The 18919-nt window shown below is 58.3% G+C and carries 16 protein-coding genes; 3 read left to right on the forward strand and 13 right to left on the reverse strand.

Annotated features, from left to right (window positions below; genetic code table 11):
* Window positions 1-39 precede the first annotated feature (39 nt).
* Window positions 40-1224, reverse strand: a complete 1185-nt coding sequence (locus tag JZM60_RS00095) for an iron-containing alcohol dehydrogenase (protein WP_207163527.1) — start codon at window positions 1222-1224, stop codon at window positions 40-42.
* A gap of 52 nt (window positions 1225-1276) precedes the next feature.
* Window positions 1277-2281 carry an aldo/keto reductase gene (locus JZM60_RS00100; RefSeq protein ID WP_207163528.1) on the reverse strand — a complete coding sequence of 335 codons (1005 nt, stop codon included), beginning with the start codon at window positions 2279-2281 and terminating at the stop codon, window positions 1277-1279.
* Window positions 2282-2940: 659 nt separating this feature from the next.
* Between JZM60_RS00100 and JZM60_RS00105 the strand changes: the two genes are divergently transcribed.
* The gene (locus JZM60_RS00105; protein ID WP_207163529.1) at window positions 2941-4116 is read left to right on the forward strand and encodes a hypothetical protein; all 1176 of its coding nucleotides are present in this window, start codon (window positions 2941-2943) and stop codon (window positions 4114-4116) included.
* 51 nt (window positions 4117-4167) lie between these two features.
* Window positions 4168-5694 (forward strand): hypothetical protein, encoded by a 1527-nt coding sequence (locus JZM60_RS00110; protein ID WP_207163530.1) that lies wholly within the window; start codon window positions 4168-4170, stop codon window positions 5692-5694.
* Window positions 5695-5848: 154 nt separating this feature from the next.
* On the opposite strand, the gene JZM60_RS00115 is transcribed toward JZM60_RS00110, so the two are convergent.
* The 3 genes from JZM60_RS00115 to JZM60_RS00125 form a co-directional block, all read right to left on the reverse strand.
* Window positions 5849-6613 (reverse strand): phage Gp37/Gp68 family protein, encoded by a 765-nt coding sequence (locus JZM60_RS00115; RefSeq protein ID WP_207163531.1) that lies wholly within the window; start codon window positions 6611-6613, stop codon window positions 5849-5851.
* 12 nt (window positions 6614-6625) lie between these two features.
* On the reverse strand, window positions 6626-7444 hold the full coding sequence (tcmP, locus tag JZM60_RS00120) for a three-Cys-motif partner protein TcmP (RefSeq protein ID WP_207163532.1): 819 nt from the start codon (window positions 7442-7444) through the stop codon (window positions 6626-6628).
* Between the two features lie 420 nt (window positions 7445-7864).
* Window positions 7865-9043: a Fic family protein gene (locus tag JZM60_RS00125; RefSeq protein ID WP_207163533.1), complete on the reverse strand. Its 1179-nt coding sequence runs from the start codon at window positions 9041-9043 to the stop codon at window positions 7865-7867.
* A 376-nt stretch (window positions 9044-9419) separates the two neighbouring features.
* Between JZM60_RS00125 and JZM60_RS00130 the strand changes: the two genes are divergently transcribed.
* Entirely contained in the window at window positions 9420-10340 is a 921-nt protein-coding gene (locus JZM60_RS00130) for an AraC family transcriptional regulator (protein WP_207165371.1), read from the forward strand.
* 92 nt (window positions 10341-10432) lie between these two features.
* Here the strand turns inward: JZM60_RS00130 and JZM60_RS00135 are convergent, their stop codons facing one another.
* The 8 genes from JZM60_RS00135 to moaA all read right to left on the reverse strand — a co-directional run bounded on the left by JZM60_RS00135 (window position 10433) and on the right by moaA (window position 18635).
* Window positions 10433-10642, reverse strand: coding sequence for a hypothetical protein (locus JZM60_RS00135; RefSeq protein WP_207163534.1), 210 nt, complete (start codon window positions 10640-10642; stop codon window positions 10433-10435).
* Between the two features lie 159 nt (window positions 10643-10801).
* Window positions 10802-12208: an NADPH-dependent glutamate synthase gene (gene gltA, locus JZM60_RS00140; RefSeq protein ID WP_207163535.1), complete on the reverse strand. Its 1407-nt coding sequence runs from the start codon at window positions 12206-12208 to the stop codon at window positions 10802-10804.
* Complete coding sequence (locus JZM60_RS00145) at window positions 12201-13055, reverse strand: sulfide/dihydroorotate dehydrogenase-like FAD/NAD-binding protein (protein ID WP_207163536.1); 855 nt, start codon at window positions 13053-13055, stop codon at window positions 12201-12203. The genes gltA and JZM60_RS00145 overlap by 8 nt, the downstream gene beginning before the upstream one ends.
* A 125-nt stretch (window positions 13056-13180) precedes the next feature.
* A complete protein-coding gene (locus tag JZM60_RS00150) occupies window positions 13181-15157 on the reverse strand; it encodes a (Fe-S)-binding protein (RefSeq protein WP_207163537.1) in 1977 nt (658 codons plus the stop codon).
* Between the two features lie 10 nt (window positions 15158-15167).
* On the reverse strand, window positions 15168-16484 hold the full coding sequence (locus tag JZM60_RS00155) for an electron transfer flavoprotein subunit alpha (protein WP_207163538.1): 1317 nt from the start codon (window positions 16482-16484) through the stop codon (window positions 15168-15170).
* Window positions 16485-16539: 55 nt separating this feature from the next.
* Complete coding sequence (locus tag JZM60_RS00160) at window positions 16540-17358, reverse strand: electron transfer flavoprotein subunit beta/FixA family protein (RefSeq protein WP_207163539.1); 819 nt, start codon at window positions 17356-17358, stop codon at window positions 16540-16542.
* Window positions 17359-17380: 22 nt separating this feature from the next.
* Complete coding sequence (locus JZM60_RS00165; RefSeq protein ID WP_207163540.1) at window positions 17381-17629, reverse strand: ribbon-helix-helix protein, CopG family; 249 nt, start codon at window positions 17627-17629, stop codon at window positions 17381-17383.
* Window positions 17630-17654: 25 nt separating this feature from the next.
* Window positions 17655-18635: a GTP 3',8-cyclase MoaA gene (moaA, locus tag JZM60_RS00170; protein WP_207163541.1), complete on the reverse strand. Its 981-nt coding sequence runs from the start codon at window positions 18633-18635 to the stop codon at window positions 17655-17657.
* Between the last annotated feature and the right edge of the window lie 284 nt (window positions 18636-18919).

The raw sequence follows: 18919 nt of genomic DNA on the forward strand, positions 1-18919 counted from the left end.
TATAGCTAATGCTTTCATAAATAATTCCGCCCTTTGTTATTAAAATGCCGCACGCAGGATCTGCAGCACCTCGTCCTTGCCAAGCGGGGTCAGGATGCCCAGTTTTCCATTTTCCACTGCCTTCTCTGCCATAACGTTCAGGTCTTCTTCCTTGACGCCTGCCTCACGAAGATTCGCCGGCATCTTGATGGCGGAATAGAATGCCTGCAACTTTTTGACGCCTTCTTCTGCAGCTTTGGCATCGTCTTCCTCACGTATATCGAAGACGTTGCGTGCGAATCGTGCAAAGATCGGCAGGTATGCGGGAGCCGTACTCATGGTGTGACGCATCCAGGCGGGAGTCAGCAGCGCCAGGGTGACGCCATGGGTCATGTCGTACTTGCTGGAGAGTTCGTGTCCCATGCCGTGCAGCGGGAAGGCGAAACTCGGTTTGCCGAGCAGAAACTGGAACCCGGCCAAAGCCATGGAGCTGGCCCACATGATGTTGGCGCGGGCGTCATAGTCCTGCGGGTTCGCCAGGATCTTCGGGGCGTCCTCCAGCACAACCTTCATGACCCCTTCGTTCATGCGATCCTGAACCTTGGCAGCGACATCGGGGGTAAAATATTGTTCCATCAGGTGGCAGAGGATGTCAGCGACACCCGCCATGGAATGATATTCCGGTACCGTGTAGGTGTACTCCGGGTCAAGAATGGAGAATAGGGGATTGAGGAGCGGATGCATGATAACTTTTTTCTTATGATCTGCACCGACGGTGATGACTCCCCCCATATCCATCTCGGAACCGGTTCCCGCCATGGTCAGGATGGTGGCCAGGGGAGCCACCTCGCTGATAGTGGCACCTCCCGGTTCTCCGACGAACAGATCGTTGACCGGGCCATCATATTTTACCCCGGCGGCAATGGCCTTGCAGGCGTCCAGGGTCGATCCGCCCCCCACGGCCAGGATGAAATCACAACCGTTGTTGCGATAGAGTTCGATGCCTTCCTCCACGCTTTCGACCCGCGGGTTTGGCTGGATACCGCTCAATTCCACGTAGGCAAGACCGGCCCGACCGAACTGCTGAAGAATGGTCTCGTAGATGCCGTTTTGCTTGATGCTGCCGCCGCCATAGGCCAGCAGCACCCTGGAACCGCCATGGGACTTGATGGTTTCGCCGAGAATGCTGATTTGTCCCTTGCCGAAGTAGGCAGTGGTTGGAATGCTGTAAATGAAGTTGTTCATGGTTGGTCTCCTGTATGATGTTTATTCAGTTTATGCTTGTTAGTGCTTGAACTCAGCGGCCAGTCAATTGCTCCAGCTTTTCAGGGTACCTTTCGCCTTGTACTTTGATCTGTGCCGCTGCGCTGTCGATCTCCCGGAGATCTTCAGCAGTAAGTTCGACGCTGACGGCCCCGATGTTCTCGTCCAGGCGATCCAGCTTTGTAGTGCCCGGAATCGGCACAATCCACGGCTTTTGCGCCAGCAGCCAGGCCAAGGCGATCTGGGCCGGAGTTGCCTTCATCTCTGCCGCGATCCGGCCGAATAGATCAACCAGAGCTTGATTCGCCCTCAATGCCTCGGGGGTAAAGCGCGGCAGGGAGCTGCGGAAGTCTGTGCTGTCGAAGGTCGTCTTCTCGTCCATCTTTCCGGTGAGGTATCCCTTGCCCAGCGGGCTGTAGGGGACGAGGCCGATGCCGAGCTCTTCGAGAGTCTGCAACAGCCCCTCTTCCGGCCGCCGGAACCAGAGCGAGTACTCGTTCTGCACGCAGGCCACCGGCTGCACGGCATGGGCGCGGCGGATCGTCTCGATTCCCGCTTCCGACAGACCGAAATGCTTCACTTTCCCTTCCTGAATAAGCTTCTTCACCGCGCCGGCAACCTCCTCGATCGGCACCGCCGGGTCGACCCGGTGCTGATAGAAGAGATCGATGACGTCGGTCCTGAGCCGCTTGAGGGATGCTTCGGCCACCTCCCGGATGTGCTCCGGCCGGCTATTGAGAACCGGCCCCCTACCCTTCATGGCCCGGGGATCGACGCTCGTATCGAACCCGAACTTGGTGGCGATCACCACCCGGTCGCGCAGCGGCGCCAGCGCCTCACCCACCAGCTCCTCGTTGGTGAACGGCCCATAGACCTCCGCCGTATCGAAGAAGGTAATCCCCCGCTCCACGGCGGTGCGCAGCAGCGAGATCATCTCCTGTTTATCCTTGGGGGGGCCGTAGGAAAAACTCATTCCCATGCAGCCCAACCCCAAGGCCGAGACCTCCAGGCCGCTTTTTCCCAATATGCGTTTTTGCATTGCTTTCTCCTTTCATCCACAGGACTACCGTCTTGATGATGATAACGTACTCCTGAAAGATTAAATGGAGGTAGACCGATCCTGCCGGATTATTGCCTGATCGTGCGATGGTTCAGGGAGGAGTCACATCGGCCGACTGGAGCAATCGGGAGCATGGCGGGAATATCAGGATAAGATGCGGGGAATTGAGCGCGAAGTTACCCGTCAGGGAAGCGGTGGAGAGATTGCCTGATGGGCCGGCGAGGGGTTCTGCAAAGAATTTTCGAGCGGACTGTCTCTGTCCTGTGAAACAGATAAAGACCCCGTTGACAGCCAAATACTATTGGCATACAAAGAAATATAAAGGCACAGCTCATTAGCCACAACAAAGTCACTGACGAGTCAGGAAACACCCGACAGGATCAAGGAGATAGAACTGGAGAAGCATATAATATTGGATGCCTGAGGGATTGCCATAAGCATCTATTATTATATGCATCCCGGCATCTAAAGTTAGATGCCGGGATATAGTATTAGATGCTTGCATATAATATTAGATACCGGTCCTGGCCGGTCAATCATGAGTTGAACGACCAAAATGCTGAAGAGGCATAAATTACTGCATGTATATATGCGCAGCGTCGTTGCTAAATGCGCTGCCTCACTGATGGAGAGTAAACGTGGAAATAGTAATTGGTACAAACAAGCTGTCTGAATCAAACCTTTTTCTCAGATGTCTATGGGCAAAGTTGAGAGAATGTTTCGGCAATTGTGGATGGAATTATATTCCATTCAAAAATGGCAAAGAAAATACTATCTTATTTGGCTATGCAAGCCTTGATTTAGAGATGCCAGTTCGTGTTTCAGTGAAGTACAAGACCAAAGGTTCCATATCCAGTATATATTTTGACTTTGATAAAGATGTTGATGGAAAAATTTTTGATTCCATTAGAGGTTGTGTCGATGCAGCAAAAAGAGATTTTGGCTCCCCACGAATGCGCAAAATGGCCTCAGCAATCAAGCCATTTAGCCCATACACTGGTGCAATGTCACTACAGCTAGGAAAATACCAGGGGGAACATTTTCAAGTTGAACCAGGGAATGATGGTGTTGCGAAATTAATCCTAAACGTACCATCGTTCGATGAGGTTGATGCGGCTACCGTTGCAAAAAGAATTGGCAACAAGCTAATGCATTTGATGTCTGTTGGAACCAACTACTGCTTTCAGTTAGTTAAAAGTGAGTCTTTCAATCCAATAGAAGTTGGAAGCGCCATTTATCAAACTGATAACGATTGGATTGATAGTTTCTCCGTAAAAGATGGTGTGATATTGATAAGTGAATCAATTGCCAATCTCATGGACAATGTTGTTAAAGATGTCGAATCTAATCAACTTCTGTGTCTTGCAGCATCACATTATCACCACGCATTGAGACTACAGCTGGAGTCTTCATCATGTTACAACATATTCGAGGAGATGGTGTCGGTATTATGCATTTCAAGCCTTGAAGTTGCTGCAATGCTTTATGGTGCTGAAGAAAAAAACTGTCCTTCCTGTGGAAACAAAGTATATGGTTTGCGAAGACGTGTAATTGACATGGCTAGCAGACATTCCCCAGAAGGAGTTGTTTCATTTATCGATAAGTATTATGCGATGAGGTCAAAATACCTCCATACAGGGATGATGTTGTCAGATCGGAGCTACAGTACAATGTCAGTACCCACTTTAGATACCAATTCATCAACAGGTTGCTTGCATCAGGCCCCTCACCCCCCTGTCAACATAATTGAGCTTACTTCTCATCTCCTGAGAAAGACCATTGTGGAGGTTCAGTCTGCTGGCTTAGAAAGCTGAATAGTAGAGTTTTTCACATATAGGACTGGCGGATTTAAGTTCAACACGCCCTTGGACACTGACGCGGCTACCACCGCCGCGCAGGTCAAGGGCAGCCCGTTGAACAGAAGAAGAGAAATAACTAACGTGCGGTACTGGCGAAGGGAGGCAGATGTGTCACAGTGGACTGACAGACTTAAGAACCATGCCATTTGGAATCACCTTCAAAATCTTGGCCCGGCAATTGATGACGCCCAAAAACGCGAAGGAATAGAACCACAGTCTGCGGAAGGCCTTGCGAGGCTAAAGTCAGTTCTTTCTTTCACGGGTCGACGACTTGCGGGTGCTGATCCCTTCATTCTGAACTTCGCAACTCTTGACGGCCTAGGGAATCAATTTCAGACAATCACACAGGAGATTCAGAACTTCACGGCGAACGGTAGTGCCGGTCATATAACTAACGCTAATACGAATGCAGACACGGCCCTTAATATGCTTGCCCAGCTGAACGTCTTACTGACGACAGAGGATTTCATATCGGCCAAGGAAGCAGCTGATACATATCGCAATGGCTTAGATAATGTCTTGTCCGAGATCAGGAAAAATTCCGGTCAACTCCAGAATGATTTGGATGCCTTAAAAGCCCGAACCACGGAACTCACAACCGAAATCAATAACGAGAAGTCAAGACTTGGCGCAGTCTCAACGGACTTTCAAACAAAATTTGTGGCAGATCAAGAATCTAGAAGCAAGGAATTCGTAACTGCGACAAAGAGCCAACATGATCAGCACACTGCCATTCTTGCCGATTTTAAACAGGTTTCTTCGGACCTCCAGGCAAAATTTCAGGCTGAACAAGAATCAAGATCTACGGAATTCATTAATAAGCAAAAGGGACATGAAGAACAATTCACTGCTCTCATTACGGACTATAAGAGCAAGCTGACCGCTCAAAATTCTGACTTTGCAAAAAAAGGGGCCGAGATAGCAGACGCTCATCAACAGGAATTGGAGGATATCAAGAAAGAGTTCGTAGACACGGCGACAAAGCACTGTGACGAAATAATAGAACGAAAGAAAGAAGTTGAGCAACTTGTCGGAGTTATTGGAAATCTCGGCGTAACCTCGGGGTACCTCAAGACAGCAAATGCAGCTAAGATTACCACAATCATTTGGCAGGTTGTAACAGTGCTCGCAATGGTCGGTCTAATTATCGTAGCTATTGTGGCATTCTGGCCAGCAGTAGGAGGCACATTTTCTTGGGGTAGTTTTGCGGGACGTGTTTTCATTTCTCTGACGTTTGGTGTCTTAGCGGCATACGCGGCCAGTCAGGCGGATAAATATCAGAAGCTTGAAAAGCAAAACAGGCGTTTGGCCCTTGAACTGGAGGCAATTGGTCCTTTCATTGCCCCACTACCATCCGAAAAGCAGGAGGATTTTCGTATGAAGATCGGTGATAGATCCTTTGGCCATGGCGATGGAGGCACTGATGGAATTGAAAGGAAGAGTCCAGCAACTCTCGTTGATGTCTTGTTACAGTCAAAAGATTCCAAGGAACTACGAGCTTTAGTAACCGAAATAATTAAAGCGGTGAAGTAACAATCTGATTGCAAGGGAAAAAAGGAGACAAATATAGCAAGAGCGATGTTCAACTAGCGCCAATACCGGCCCAGAAAGAGGCCGGTCAGGCTTATGACGTTATCCAAATCGGGGGCTAATTTTACTTAATTCCCTCAAACCGGCTAGGGGGAAGCTACCACGTCAGGTTCTGTATATGGTGTTCGCGGGTTGGCGACGGCACCCCGTCCCACGTCCTCCCCATCAACAACCTTCCATTCTCTTTCTTGCCCCGCTTCTTCCCATCGAGCCCCCAGCCGCCCCACTGCTTGAAGAAAAAGGCAGCCCCTTGTTCGTCACACTGTCGCTTGACGTCCAGAACCCACTCCTGTTTCATGGGTCGCGCCTTCAATCCCGATTCTCCTCCAACGATGACCCAGTGGATATCGTGAAGATCCATATCCCCCAGCCCCTCCAGCAGTGGCTCCACAGAGAGGAAGCGGACCGATGCCTGCACCCGCCGCAGGTGCGGGATACGCGGGACGCCAAAGCTCTTGTCCTCAACCGTCACGCCGAGCCAGGCATTCAGCGGCGGCTGGTCAGTGCCGAAGAAATTCGCCATCCGCTCCGCCCGTTTGGTCAATACCTGAAAGGTATGCTGCGGCGAGCGACGGATAACGTCGAAGACCTGCCGGATATAGTCGTCGGGAATCGCCTCGTGGAACAGGTCACTCATGGAATTGACGAAGTAAATGGTCGGCGACTTGCGCAAGAGCGGCTCGTTCAACCGCTTCGGCAACAGCGTTACCTCGAACCCGTTCTCGTACCCGCTTACCCCCATGGCCTGCAGCCGCCGCGCCATTACCTCGGCATAGCAGTGGGCACAGCCGGGCGAAACCTTGCTGCATCCCACAGCAGGGTTCCAGGTTCTTTCGGTCCATTCTATACGTGACTGTGACATATGATGTTTACTCTAAAAGAGATCCAGTTGCGGCGAGCTGTATTTTTTCGCCTCGCCCCAGAATTTGTGACCCAGAGGGTGTTTACTGAAAAACGCCAATCGATACAGCGGCAAGTTCTTTTCGGTCGATCTGATTTCTACAGATGCCTCAGCAGTTGTGTACTTATAGCCGATATCCGCCATGGAAGTACAGAATTGCTTGATGAAAAAGAGGCCGAAATTTTCTCCTCTTGCCTCCGCCTCCGGCCACTCATCCCTCCAGTTCGGCCGGCCGGTAAATTCTTCAATATGCCTGCTATTATACTTCATGTAGTACGACACATTACGTCGCGCATCCATGCCGGTCGGAATGAGCACGAGAAAATCCATGTATTTTGCCGAAAGCCGCTTCAGCGTCGTAAATTTGAGGTTGTCGATCTTGAAGGGGTCCACGAAGCAGAACCCGAGTACTTTGTAGGTGGGCGAATGCTGGGGAATTTTTGCGAGGATCTCATCTACGGCCTTGTTGGCGTCTCCATGAACGAAATGAGTATCCAGGGACGGATAGTCCGTCATTACCCGCTTGCGTAATGCATCGATGTTTGTCGCGTCCTCCTCGCAGAAGATATACCGGTCGAACGGGTCGTCGATGCCCAGCGCGATCAGGGGAGAGCCATCGACTACTTTGCCGGATTCCTTGATTCGTGCGCGCCCGGCTCCCGAAAACAGGTCAATATAAACCCGACATTGCCATTTATCCTTCATTGACGACGCAAACATCTGAGCATAGTAATGCACTAAACGGTATTTTTCTTCCCCCCAAGCGCCTATCTCAGGCAAATGAAATTGCATAGTGTCCTCTCTAATCAAAAAAGCCGCTCGGCCAGCACCAACGCTGACCTAAGCGGCTCTCGAAAAAATCCAGAACAATTCACAACCCAGCAAACCATCCATCAACTCCGGGGGATACATTACAGTATCTACATGAAAAGTTTTGTACTCCATAGAACCTGGAAGAGTCAACCGATTATGCCATCAAAAAGAGAAAAGGGGACATGCTACATTTTGGATTAATTCAGGAAAATGCATATTTTGAGTTTGACAAGATTAAAAACCAGCCTGTCCCTTTTTTTAATTTTGGCTGGGGTCACACCCTTGAGGGGTCAGACCTACACATTTGACAATTTCATAGGACTTTCGATTGTGTAGGTCTGGCATTCTACGGACATCACACACAATTTACCCATCCCACAAAGCCTCAGGCAAGGGAAACTACCCACCCACCGGCCGGTTCAGCACGTCAATCACTTCCGTTGCCACAAAGATCCTGTTTCGCTGCTGTTTGACCGGCTGAACCAGGATGCCCATTTTCTCCAATTGGGCCAGGGCGGCGCTTGCGGCAGGGAAGGAAACGCCGAGCGTTTTGCTGGCGTGATGCGCCGTCAATACCGGCGTGCCAATCATCAGTTCCGGAAATTTAAGCAGCACCGAATGGGAGCGAAGTCCCAAGTTGGCAAGCTGCCCCTTCCACCTGTTCAGGATTCCTTCGAGGGCCAGGGCGGTCCGCATCGACTCCTGGACCGCCTCCTCGACGCCGCAGACAAAGAATTTCACCCACGCCGACCATTCATCCCGAAGCTGGACACCCGCCAAGACATCATAATACTCCCTCTGGTTGTCTTTCAGGTACCCGGCCAGATAGACGGGAGGATAGCCTTCCGCGGCGAGCATGAGCGGCAGCAGGATTCTGCCGACCCTGCCGTTGCCGTCGATAAAGGGGTGAATCGTCTCGAATTGTGCATGGGCAATCGCCATCCGCATCACAAGGGACAGCACCATCTGCTCTTCTTCTCCTGGACTGTATGCCAGTAACCGTGCCAGGTCATCCATGCACGTCGGCACATGATCGGGAGGCGGCGGCACGAAGCGGGCCCGGTAAATGTTACCTCCGCCGCCGATCCAGTTCTGTATTTTCCTGAATTCGCCGGGGGTGCCGCCATGCTCCACGCCATCCATGAGGTGCGCATGAAGCTCTTTCACCAAGACGTTGTCCAGCGTTGCGGGGCCGCTCTTCCTGACTTTCCGTAAACCATATTCGAGGGCAACCACGTAATTGCGGGTGACCCGGACGTCCGGGGGGAGCCCCTCGCCACTGCCTGTCGCCTCGTAGGTGAAGAGGTCGTTCACGCCGGCGTTGGTCCCTTCGATCTGGCTGCTCCGGACCGCTTCCCGCCGATCCGCGGTTCGCGTGATGAGATCGGGGTTCGGGAGCCGCGACGAGAGGTCCTTCAATAGTTCCAGGGCGTTCGATGCACGACGCAACTCATCGCCCACTCCTTTAAGATCGAGAACACGAGGAGTTGGCGGCGGCACAAGTGCAAAGGCTCCGGGGTAATCGACGCAGGGGACGAGCAGTTTTCGCCGTGCAGGGGAGAGGTCACTCGTTTTCATGGCAGAACCTTTATCAAGGAATAATTCCATTTAAGATTAGCCGCAAAACTTTAAATAAGCAACTGTGTTATTTAAAGTTTTGATTGATATATTTAACATGGTTGACGGTTGTTCAACTTTTTTACCATCTCATACGCATGCCCCATGGCCGAGCTTTCCGCAATCGCCACCACATTCCAGTCACCGATGCCACAGATGACCCCCTTCTCCAGTGCCCGACCCAGGCAGAACGCAAATCCTTTGAATTGACCACTACGGATAGACCAATCCTGTCGATTTATTGCCCAATCCAACGAATCGCTGATTATCGGTTGTAACCGGAAGGATGGGTCAGGTACTATGCAATCAGGGGGTAACCATGCGAAACAAAGCAATTATGGATACGGCTGATGATGCCAGGCTGGAAGCCACCATTGCAGCTTTGGGCGAGAGTATTGCCCGATGGACCGAGCCGGGCGAGCAGTTCACAACCGCGGTGCCGGGGTTGGCCCTGTTCCAGCGGACCGAGCCGAGCGAACCGGTCACCGGCATGTACGAACCGAGTCTCTGCCTGGTTACGCAAGGGGCCAAGCGCGTGCAGCTGGGGGATGACACGTTTGTGTACGACGCACACCACTACCTGATCACCTCCGTGCATCTGCCGACAGTGGTGCAGGTCACCGAGGCCAGCCGGGAGAAGCCGTATCTGGGTCTCCGGCTGAAATTCGACCTGCGGGAGGTTTCCCAGCTGATGGCCGACAGCAATCTCCCCTCGCCCCGTACCCAACAGTCGAGCCGGGGGATGGCGACCAGCAAAGTGACGCTGCCGCTCATCACCGCCGTGCACCGGTTGATAGACCTGCTCCACGAAGAGCAGGACATCCCGATCCTGGCGCCGATTATCCAGCGGGAAATCATCTATCGCTTGCTGGTGGGGGAGCAGGGGGCGCGACTGCGCCAGATTGCGGCGGCGGGAAGCCAGAGCCAGCAAATCGCCCGGGCCATCGAATGGCTTAAGGGGAACTTCACCCAACCGCTGCGCATCGACGATCTTGCGGCACAGGCCCGCATGAGCAGTTCGACCTTCCATCACCATTTCCGGTCGATGACGGCCTTGAGCCCGTTACAGTACCAGAAGCAGTTGCGCTTGCAGGAAGCAAGGCGGTTGATGCTGGCAGAGCGGCTGGATGCCGCAACCGCCGCGTTTCAGGTGGGTTACGAGAGCCCGTCGCAGTTCAGCCGGGAGTATGGCCGCCTGTTCGGGGCGCCGCCGCTGCGGGATATATCTAAACTGCGGCAGATGGCCGTGGCAGAATAGGTAATCAAAGACAAGCAGAGAGCCCGCTTCCGGCGGGCTTTTTTGTGTGATGAGGTGCGGCGGGGAAATGGGAACTTATATGATGCCCTGCTCTAGGGAAGGTGAATGAGGTCGCACCCGCGGCACTTTCCGTACCGCTGGGCCGGGAGGAAAAAATTGATGGTGAAGCAGTGGGGGCACTGCCAGAAATCGAAACGGGATACCTCCCGCCCCGCAAGGGTGCTGAACAGCCAGCGATAGTAGGCATCCCAGTCGTACTTCGGAGGCTGCGCGGCCTGTTCAACCAGTTGCTCCAACAGCATGGGTGACCTCCCTTTGTCGTCCGGCATTCAAGTGTACACCACAACGGCCGAGAGAAAAACCTTTCATAACTCCTTGTCGGGCATTATCCAATAAAAAAAAGCCGCTCCACTGCCGGAAGCAGAGTGGAGCGGCTTTTTCCGCGCAAGGTTCGAACCGCGTCAGGCCAGATGCTTGCCGATGGCCGCGGCGGCCCGCTTGCCGTCACCCATGGCGAGGATGACGGTGGCGCCGCCCCGCACCATGTCTCCCCCCGCGAAGACACCGGGGATGCTGGTGGCGCCGTCCTCGTCCGCCACGATATTCCCCCACCGGTTCAGCTCCAGTGCCGGGGCAGTGGCGGTGAGGAGCGGATTGGCCCGGGTGCCGACGGCGTTCACCACCACCTCGGCAGGAAGATCGAAGTCGGAACCTTCGACCGGAACCGGCTTGCGGCGACCGGAGTCGTCCGGCGGCCCCAACTCCATCCGCTGGCAGCGGAGCGCCGCGACCCATCCGTCTTCGGTGCCCACGATCTCCAGTGGCGCGGTGAGCATGACGAACTCAACCCCCTCCTCCTTGGCGTGCTTGATCTCCTCGACGCGGGCCGGCATCTCGGTTTCGCCACGGCGGTAGACGATCATGGCCCGCTCGGCCCCGAGGCGGCGGGCGGTGCGGACACAGTCCATGGCAGTGTTGCCGCCGCCGATGACCGCAACCTGGCGCCCGGCGATGATCGGCGTGGGGGCGTTGGGGTTTCTCCCCGCCTCCATGAGGTTCACCCGGGTCAGGAACTCGTTGGCCGAGTAGACCCCCTTGAGGTTCTCCCCCGGAATGTTGAGCATGGTGGGGAGCCCGGCGCCATTGGCGATGAAGACCGCGTCGAACTCCTCCCGGAGCTGTCCCAGGGTGAGGGTCTTGCCGACGATGACGTTGCACTCGATCTCCACCCCCATCTCCACGAGGCGGGAAACCTCCACGTCGATGATCTCCTTGGGAAGGCGGAACTCGGGGATGCCATAACGGAGCACCCCGCCGGTATCATGGAGCGCCTCGAATATGGTGACCCCATGCCCCGACCGGGCCAGCTCGCCGGCGGCGGTGAGCCCGGCGGGGCCGCAGCCGACCACCGCCACCTTTTTGCCGGTGGATGGCGGAAGCTCGGTCTTCGCCAGCTTCTCCCGGTTGGCCATGGCCCAGTCGGCCACGAAGCGCTCCAGGTAGCCGATGGCCACCGGCTCACCCTTCACCCCGCGCACGCATTTGGCCTCGCACTGGGTCTCCTGGGGGCAGACCCGGCCGCAGACCGCCGGCAGGGCGTTGTCACCCTGGAGGATACGGGCCGCCTCGGGAAGGTTTTCCGCCGCCAGGGCGTCCAGGAATTCGGGAATGGAGACCCCCACGGGGCACCCCTCCACGCAGGGGCGGTGCTTGCACTGGATGCAGCGCTTCGCCTCCCGCACCGCCTCCTCCATGCCGAGCCCCCGGTTCACCTCCTCGAAGTTGCGGCTCCGGATGGCGGCGTCCAGTTCGGGCATGTGGACCCGCCCGAGGGCGAGCCGCTCCTTCATGCTGAGATCGTTAGCCATTGGCCACCTCCTTCGCGAGCCGACACTCGGTGGCGGCATGGCGGGCCTGTTCCTCGAAGCTGCGGTAGGTGGTGAGCCGGTCGCTGAGTCCCTCGAAATCCACCAGGTGGCCGTCGAACTCCGGCCCGTCGACACAGGCGAACTTGGATTCGCCCCCTACCACCACGCGGCAGCCGCCGCACATGCCGGTGCCGTCGATCATGATCGGGTTCAGGCTCACCACGGTCTCGATGCCGTGGGGACGGGTCAACTCCGCCACCGCCCGCATCATCGGCACCGGTCCAACGGCCAGCACCACCTTGGGCGCCCGTGCCGGGTCGGCGATGAGATCGGCCAGGGCGTGGGTGACGAACCCCTTGCGGCCGCGGCTCCCGTCCTCGGTGGTGATGAGCACCTCGGCGGAGAAGGCCGCCAGCTCGTCTGCCAGGATGATGTACTGCTCGGAGCGGCCACCGATGACGGTGGTCACCTCATTCCCCGCTTCGGCAAGAGCCCGTGCCAGGGGGAAGAGGACCGCCGTGCCGACACCGCCGCCGATGCAGGCGACCCTACCCCAGTTTTCGATATGGGTCGGCTGCCCCAGGGGGCCGGCCACATCCCGGAGCGCCCCGCCAACGGGAATATTCACGATTTTGCGGGTGGAGGCGCCGATGGCCTGAATGAAGAGGGTGACGGTCCCGGCGGCCGGATCGGCGTCGCCGATGGTGAGGGGGATACGCTCGTCCCCCCGGTCGGCCCGGACGATGACGAACTGCCCCGGCTTGCGGGCGCCGGCCACGCGGGGCGCCTTCACCGTCAGCCGGTGGAGGTTCGGCGCCAGGATTTCGTTTTCGAGGATTTCGTACATGAATGAAACCTTTCAACCGTGGGATAGGGGCGGCAGGGCCGCCGCATAAAATCTGATTACGACATAAGCACAGGAGAAAATGTAAACGAACCTTTTTCTTCAGGAGGGAAAGCGCCCCCCCGCCATCAGGAAAACCGCAGCCCCTCGGCCACCACCTCGGCAATGTCCCGCACCCGGGTGCTTCCGGCCTGGCGGTCCTTGAGGCCGTCCTCCAGCATGGTCATGCAGAAGGGGCAGGAAACGCAGATGGTGTCGGGCGCCGCCCGAAGCGCTTCATCAATCCGGCTATGGTTGATGCGGCTCCCCAGCTGTTCCTCCATCCACATGCGGCCCCCGCCGGCGCCGCAGCAGAACGATTTTTCCCGGTTGCGGCCCAGCTCCGCGGGGGGGTCGCCGGTCACCCGGCGGATCACCTCCCGGGGCGCTTCGTAGACGCCGTTGTGCCGCCCCAGGTAACAGGAGTCGTGGAACACCACGGTGCCGAGCCCGGCATACTCCCCCTCCAGGGAGAGCTTTCCGTCGGCCATGAGCCCCTGGATGAACTCGGCGTGGGGAATCACTTCCAGCTCCAGGCCGTACTGGCGATAGTCGTTCCTGAGCGTGGTGAAGCAGTGGGGACACTGGGTAATCACCCTGGTCACCCCCCGCTCCCGGAAAATCTCCACGTTCTCCCGGGCCATCCGGTCGAAGACGAACTCGTTGCCGAGCCGCCGCAGGGAGTCGCCGCAGCACTTTTCATCCTTCCCCAGAATTCCCCACGACACGCCGGCCCGGTCGAGAATTTGGGCCAGGGCCACGGTCACCTGCTTGCTCCGGGAATCAAAGGAGCCGGCGCACCCAACGTAGAGGAGATACTCGGTCTTCCCCGCCTCGAAGGGCTTCACCTCCATGGGGGAAGTCCACTTGGTCCGCTCCGTGGGGGCGATTCCCCACGGATTCGAGCGCCCTTCCATGTTCTCGAAGAGGTTCAGGAGCTCCTCGGGGAACCGGGTCTCCATCTCCACCAGGTGGCGCCGCATTCCTACCACCTTGGGCAGATGCTCGACGAGAACCGGGCAGGCCGCCATGCAGGCGCCGCAGGAGGTGCAGGACCATATCGCCTCCTCGGCCACGCTCCCCTCTCCTTCCCCGCCGATGAGAGGCACCGTGGCCGCGCCGCCGCGCTTCAGGAGCGGTCCGTTAGCCAGGAGGTTCAGGCGGATGTCCTCCATGAGCCGCCGGGGGTTCAGGGGCTTGCCCGTGGCGGCGGCGGGGCAGACATCCTGGCAGCGGCCACACTTGGCGCAGGCGAATGAATCCAGGAGATCCGCGCGGGAAAAGCGGTCCGCCTGCCCCGTGCCGAAGACGTTACCCTCTTCGAACACCTCACGGGCCGGGATGCCGGGGCCGGCGGGCTGGCGGAGGAAGCAGTTGGCCACGGCGGTGAAGAGGTGAAGGTGCTTGCTGTAGGGAATCAGAACCGTGATGAAGGCGAGGAGCGCCACGGCGTGGGTCCACCAGGCAATGAGGCCGACCGTCTCGATCTCGTCCGGCCCCAGCGTGCCGAGCATGGCTGCCACCGCCGACGACACCGGCATGGCCTGGGCCGCGGCCTGGCGTCCAAGGGCGATGGCCGCGCCGTTCACCCCGAAAAAGCCGAGCATGTGCACGGCGACGAGGATGAGGATGGCATAGGCCTCCAGGCTTTTCCCCTCCGGATAGGGGGGTGCCAGGGTTCGGCGCACGAGGGCCGCGCCGACGGCCACAAGGGTTGCCAGTGACGCCAGGTCGCAGAGCCCCATGAAGGGGAGATGAATGGCCGCGGGGAGCCGCTCCAGGCTCAGGGAGGGGAAGACGCCGGCGAGCATGAATTCGATGTTGGCGGCCAGGAGGATCATGAACGACCAGAAGATGACCAGGTGGTTCACGCCGAAGGGGCGGGTCACGACCCGCTTCTGGGCGAAGGCGTAGAGGAGCATCTCCCGGAGTCCCCGCAGGAGGTTCACCCCGCGCCCGTCGGGGCGCCCCAGGGCAACGAGCCCGAGCCGGCGGTACATGCTCCAGCAGAATACAATGAGGGAGGCGATCAGGATCGGCGTAAACAGAGTGGAATCGGGCTGCATGCGTGAACCTCTATCGAAGGGTTGGCTGCCTCAGCTGCCTGAGCTGGGAGGTAAGGGCCGGCACCACGCGGAAGAGATCCCCCACGATGCCGTAGGTGGCCACCTGGAAGATGGGAGCCTCCTTGTCCCGGTTGATGGCGATGACCATGTCGGAATCCTGCATCCCCACCAGGTGCTGAATCGCCCCCGAGATGCCGCAGGCGATGTAGATCTTGGGCCGGACGGTCTTGCCGGTCTGCCCCACCTGGCGCTCGTGGGGCATCCAGCCGGCGTCCACGGCGCTGCGGGACGCGCCAACCACCCCGCCAAGCTCATCGGCCAGCTCCTGGAGCATGCCGAAGTTCTCTTTGGCCATCATGCCCCGGCCGCCGGAGACGATGAACTCGGCCCCGGCGATATCGACTCCCCCCTTTTTCTCCCGGATGATCTCCAGAACCTTGGTGAGGATGTCGGCTTCCCTGATGTCGCAGGTTTCCCGGATGATCTCGCCGGTGGCCCCATCCTTCCGTTCGGGCATCTGCATCACGTGGGGGCGGACCGTGGCCATTTGGGGACGGAACCGGTCGCACATGATGGTGGCCATGATGTTGCCGCCGAAGGCGGGGCGGGTCTGGCGCAGGTTCCGCCGGTCATCCACGTCGAGGCCGGTGCAGTCGGCGGTGAGGCCGGTCTTCACCCTGGTGGCCACGGCCCCCGCCAGGTCGCGCCCCATGCCGGTGGCCCCCATGAGGACGATCTCCGGTTTGTACTTTCCGATGAGGGAGCAGCAGACCTCCAGGTACGCCTCGGTCCGGTAGTGGCGGAATACCGGCTGGTCCACCAGATAGGCCCTGGCAGCGCCGTAGGCGAAGGACTCGCGGCAGAGGTGTTCCACGTTTTCGCCGATGACCAGGGCGCAGAGCTCGGTGCCGAGGCTTTTGGCCAGCTCGGCCCCGGCCCCCATCAACTCCCAGGAGACCCGCGCCGGCTCCCCCTCGGTCTGCTCCACGAAGACCCAGACACCCCGCCAGGCGGCGATGGTCTCGCGCCGGAGCCGCTCATCCTCGTCCACCTCGTCGTCGGCCTGACCCGCCTCCTTCTCCAGCGAGGCGAGGACCGCCAGCTCCTCGGGGGTGTAGAAAATCTCCAGGGCATTCCCCGGACAGACCTTCACACACTTGACGCAGCCGATGCACTTGTCCTCAACGATGCGCGGCTCCCCTGAATCGCCCATCTCGATGCCATCCACCGGGCAGGCGCTCTGGCACCGGGCGCCGCAGGCGATACACTTGCCCGCCACAAGGCGCGCCTTGCCGCGGGGTCTCTTCGGTTTCTTCGGTTCGGTCATCACATTTCCTCTGTAGGGGCGAAGCAAACGCCTTACCTGCTTCGCCCCTACAATTTCACGCCGCCAGCATGTCCTTGGCCAGCAGCTGTTCGATCAGAAGCCGCGCGGTCCCCTCCGGGTCGCCGATCCCGTCGCCGATGATCTCCCCCTTGTCCCGCTCGGGCGAAAAAATCCGGCTCACCCAGGTGGGGGATCCCTTGAGGCCCACGCTGTTCACGTCCAGTTGGAGCATGTCGTTGCCCCAGACCGTCACCGGGGCCTTCCGGGCCGCGAGCCGCATGGGAACGCTGGGGTAGCGGGGTCGGTTCAGCTCCCGCACCACCGTAATCATGACCGGCAGGGGCGCCTCCACGATCTCGTAGCGCCCTTCCAGCTTGCGCCGCACCCTGATTCGCCGGGCGGGAACATCCAGGTGCTCGATGCGGTCCACGAGGGTCAGCTGGGTGAAGCCGAGGCGCACGGCGATGCCGGGGCCCACCTGGGCCGTGTCGCCGTCGATGGTCTGCTTGCCGCAGAACACAATCCCCACCTCCTCGCCGCTCTCCTGGCCGATCTTCGCGATTGCCGCGGCCAGCACGTTGCTGGTGGAGAGGGTGTCGGCGCCGCCGAAGCAGCGGTCGGAGCAGAGGATGGCGTCATCGGCCCCCAGGCAGAGGGCCTTGCGGAGCGCCGCCTCGGCGTTGGGGGGCCCCATGGAGAGGGCCACGGCCCGGAAGCCGAAACGGTCTTTCATCCGCAGGCTCTCCTCCAGGGCGTGGGTATCGTAGGGGTTGACGATGAACGGAATACCCTCGCGCACCAGGGTGTTGGTGGCGGGGTCGATCTGGACCTGGGTCGTGTCGGGCACCTGTTTGATGCAGGCTATGGCAAGCATGGACAACCTCTCATGGCAGGAATCAGGCGCACTGGTGCGCGTCGAGCGCAGCATCCACCCGCGCCCCGGTATATTTCACGGCCGCGGCCCGGATGGCGTCCATCCGCTTCCGCTCCGCATTTTCCACTAAAACGTGGAACGCCTCGCGCATGATGTCGGAGGCGCTCATCTTCTTCTTTTCCATGAGCCGCCGGATCACCTCCATCTGATCGTCGGCAACCCGAACCGATATGACCGTCGGCCGGGCAGTTTCATAAAGGGTCTTTCCCATCGTTTTCCTCCTGATTTCTCTTGTTCTAACCGCCAATCCGCGACATGGCCACCATGCCGTCCCCATCAGCCTCTTCCCCCAGATGATGCCTGCCGGGCTTGCCGAAAATCAGAGACCGGAGCCGCTCCCGCAGCAGGAGATCATCGCCGGCGGCCAGCAGGGGGCGTAGATCGATGCCGTATTCCGAGAAGAGGCATCCCCGCGCAACCCCTGCCGCAGTTACCCGGATCCGGTTGCACTGGTCGCAGAAGTGTCCGGAAACGGGAGTGATGATCCCGATGGCGCCGGCGGCGCCGCGTATCCTGAAATTTCTGGCCGGGCCGGCCATCTCTGAACTCACGAGGGGCATCAGCGGATACCGGCGGCCGATCCGCTCAAGGATCTCGCTCCCCGGAACGCACTGCGAGCGCCATCCCTCATCCCGGAGGGTCGGCATGTATTCGATGAAGCGGACCGTCCAGGGCCGGTCCAGGGTCAGGGCGGCGAAATCGACCACTTCGTCGTCGTTGATCCCCCCCATTACCACCATGTTGATTTTTACGGGAGGAAAGCCTGCCGCTTCCGCGGCGGCTATCCCATGGAGCGCCTTCCGGAGATCTCCGCCACGGGTGATGAAGGAGAAAGTCTCGGGCCGGAGCGAATCGAGGCTTATGTTCAAACGCCGGACCCCTGCCTGCCGCAGCGGCCGCGCCAGCTCCTCAAGCAGCAGGCCGTTGGTGGTCATGACAAGCTCCCGGAGACCGGAGAGCCGGGCAAGGCGGCCGGCAAACTCGACTATCCCCTTCCTCACCAGGGGCTCACCGCCGGTGATCCGTATCTTTTCTATGCCGAGGGCTACCGCCTCGCGGGATACGCGAAGCAGCTCCTCGTAGTTCAAGGTCTCGCCGTGGCGGAGCTTGGGGATACCCTCCGCCGGCATGCAGTAGCGGCACCGGAGGTTGCAGCGGTCCGTAACGGAAAGCCTGAGATAGGTAATGCGTCTGCCGAACGAATCAATGGTACCCATGCCGTACTCCTGATTCCGATGTGTCGGTGCTGGGCGATCGGATGTTACCGGGCACTTGGCAAGTTCAATACCAACGCCCCTCCCCCCACGGCTGAGGCATGCCGCTGGTTGCGAGCAAAACCCGCAAAGGGCAAGGCTTTTCGGATTTTCCGGCAAAACACGAGCGGCGGAAACCGGCAGGGAATAAAGCAGGCCGTCCACCGTTCCAAAACATCACATCTGTTCCATGTCGGAACAGACCGCCGCGCCATACCAGAACAGCGTTAAATAAACGTGTATTCAAA

The organism is Geobacter benzoatilyticus (genome assembly GCF_017338855.1).
Classification (GTDB): domain Bacteria; phylum Desulfobacterota; class Desulfuromonadia; order Geobacterales; family Geobacteraceae; genus Geobacter; species Geobacter benzoatilyticus.

Excerpts from the sequence above, each read along its gene's own strand:
- JZM60_RS00095 (WP_207163527.1), bottom strand. The coding sequence starts at position 1,224 with ATGAACAACTTCATTTACAGCATTCCAACCACTGCCTACTTCGGCAAG.
- JZM60_RS00100 (WP_207163528.1), bottom strand. The coding sequence starts at position 2,281 with ATGCAAAAACGCATATTGGGAAAAAGCGGCCTGGAGGTCTCGGCCTTG.
- JZM60_RS00115 (WP_207163531.1), bottom strand. The coding sequence starts at position 6,613 with ATGTCACAGTCACGTATAGAATGGACCGAAAGAACCTGGAACCCTGCT.
- tcmP (WP_207163532.1), bottom strand. The coding sequence starts at position 7,444 with ATGCAATTTCATTTGCCTGAGATAGGCGCTTGGGGGGAAGAAAAATAC.
- JZM60_RS00125 (WP_207163533.1), bottom strand. The coding sequence starts at position 9,043 with ATGAAAACGAGTGACCTCTCCCCTGCACGGCGAAAACTGCTCGTCCCC.
- JZM60_RS00130 (WP_207165371.1), top strand. The coding sequence starts at position 9,420 with ATGGATACGGCTGATGATGCCAGGCTGGAAGCCACCATTGCAGCTTTG.
- JZM60_RS00135 (WP_207163534.1), bottom strand. The coding sequence starts at position 10,642 with ATGCTGTTGGAGCAACTGGTTGAACAGGCCGCGCAGCCTCCGAAGTAC.
- gltA (WP_207163535.1), bottom strand. The coding sequence starts at position 12,208 with ATGGCTAACGATCTCAGCATGAAGGAGCGGCTCGCCCTCGGGCGGGTC.
- JZM60_RS00145 (WP_207163536.1), bottom strand. The coding sequence starts at position 13,055 with ATGTACGAAATCCTCGAAAACGAAATCCTGGCGCCGAACCTCCACCGG.
- JZM60_RS00150 (WP_207163537.1), bottom strand. The coding sequence starts at position 15,157 with ATGCAGCCCGATTCCACTCTGTTTACGCCGATCCTGATCGCCTCCCTC.
- JZM60_RS00155 (WP_207163538.1), bottom strand. The coding sequence starts at position 16,484 with ATGACCGAACCGAAGAAACCGAAGAGACCCCGCGGCAAGGCGCGCCTT.
- JZM60_RS00160 (WP_207163539.1), bottom strand. The coding sequence starts at position 17,358 with ATGCTTGCCATAGCCTGCATCAAACAGGTGCCCGACACGACCCAGGTC.
- JZM60_RS00165 (WP_207163540.1), bottom strand. The coding sequence starts at position 17,629 with ATGGGAAAGACCCTTTATGAAACTGCCCGGCCGACGGTCATATCGGTT.
- moaA (WP_207163541.1), bottom strand. The coding sequence starts at position 18,635 with ATGGGTACCATTGATTCGTTCGGCAGACGCATTACCTATCTCAGGCTT.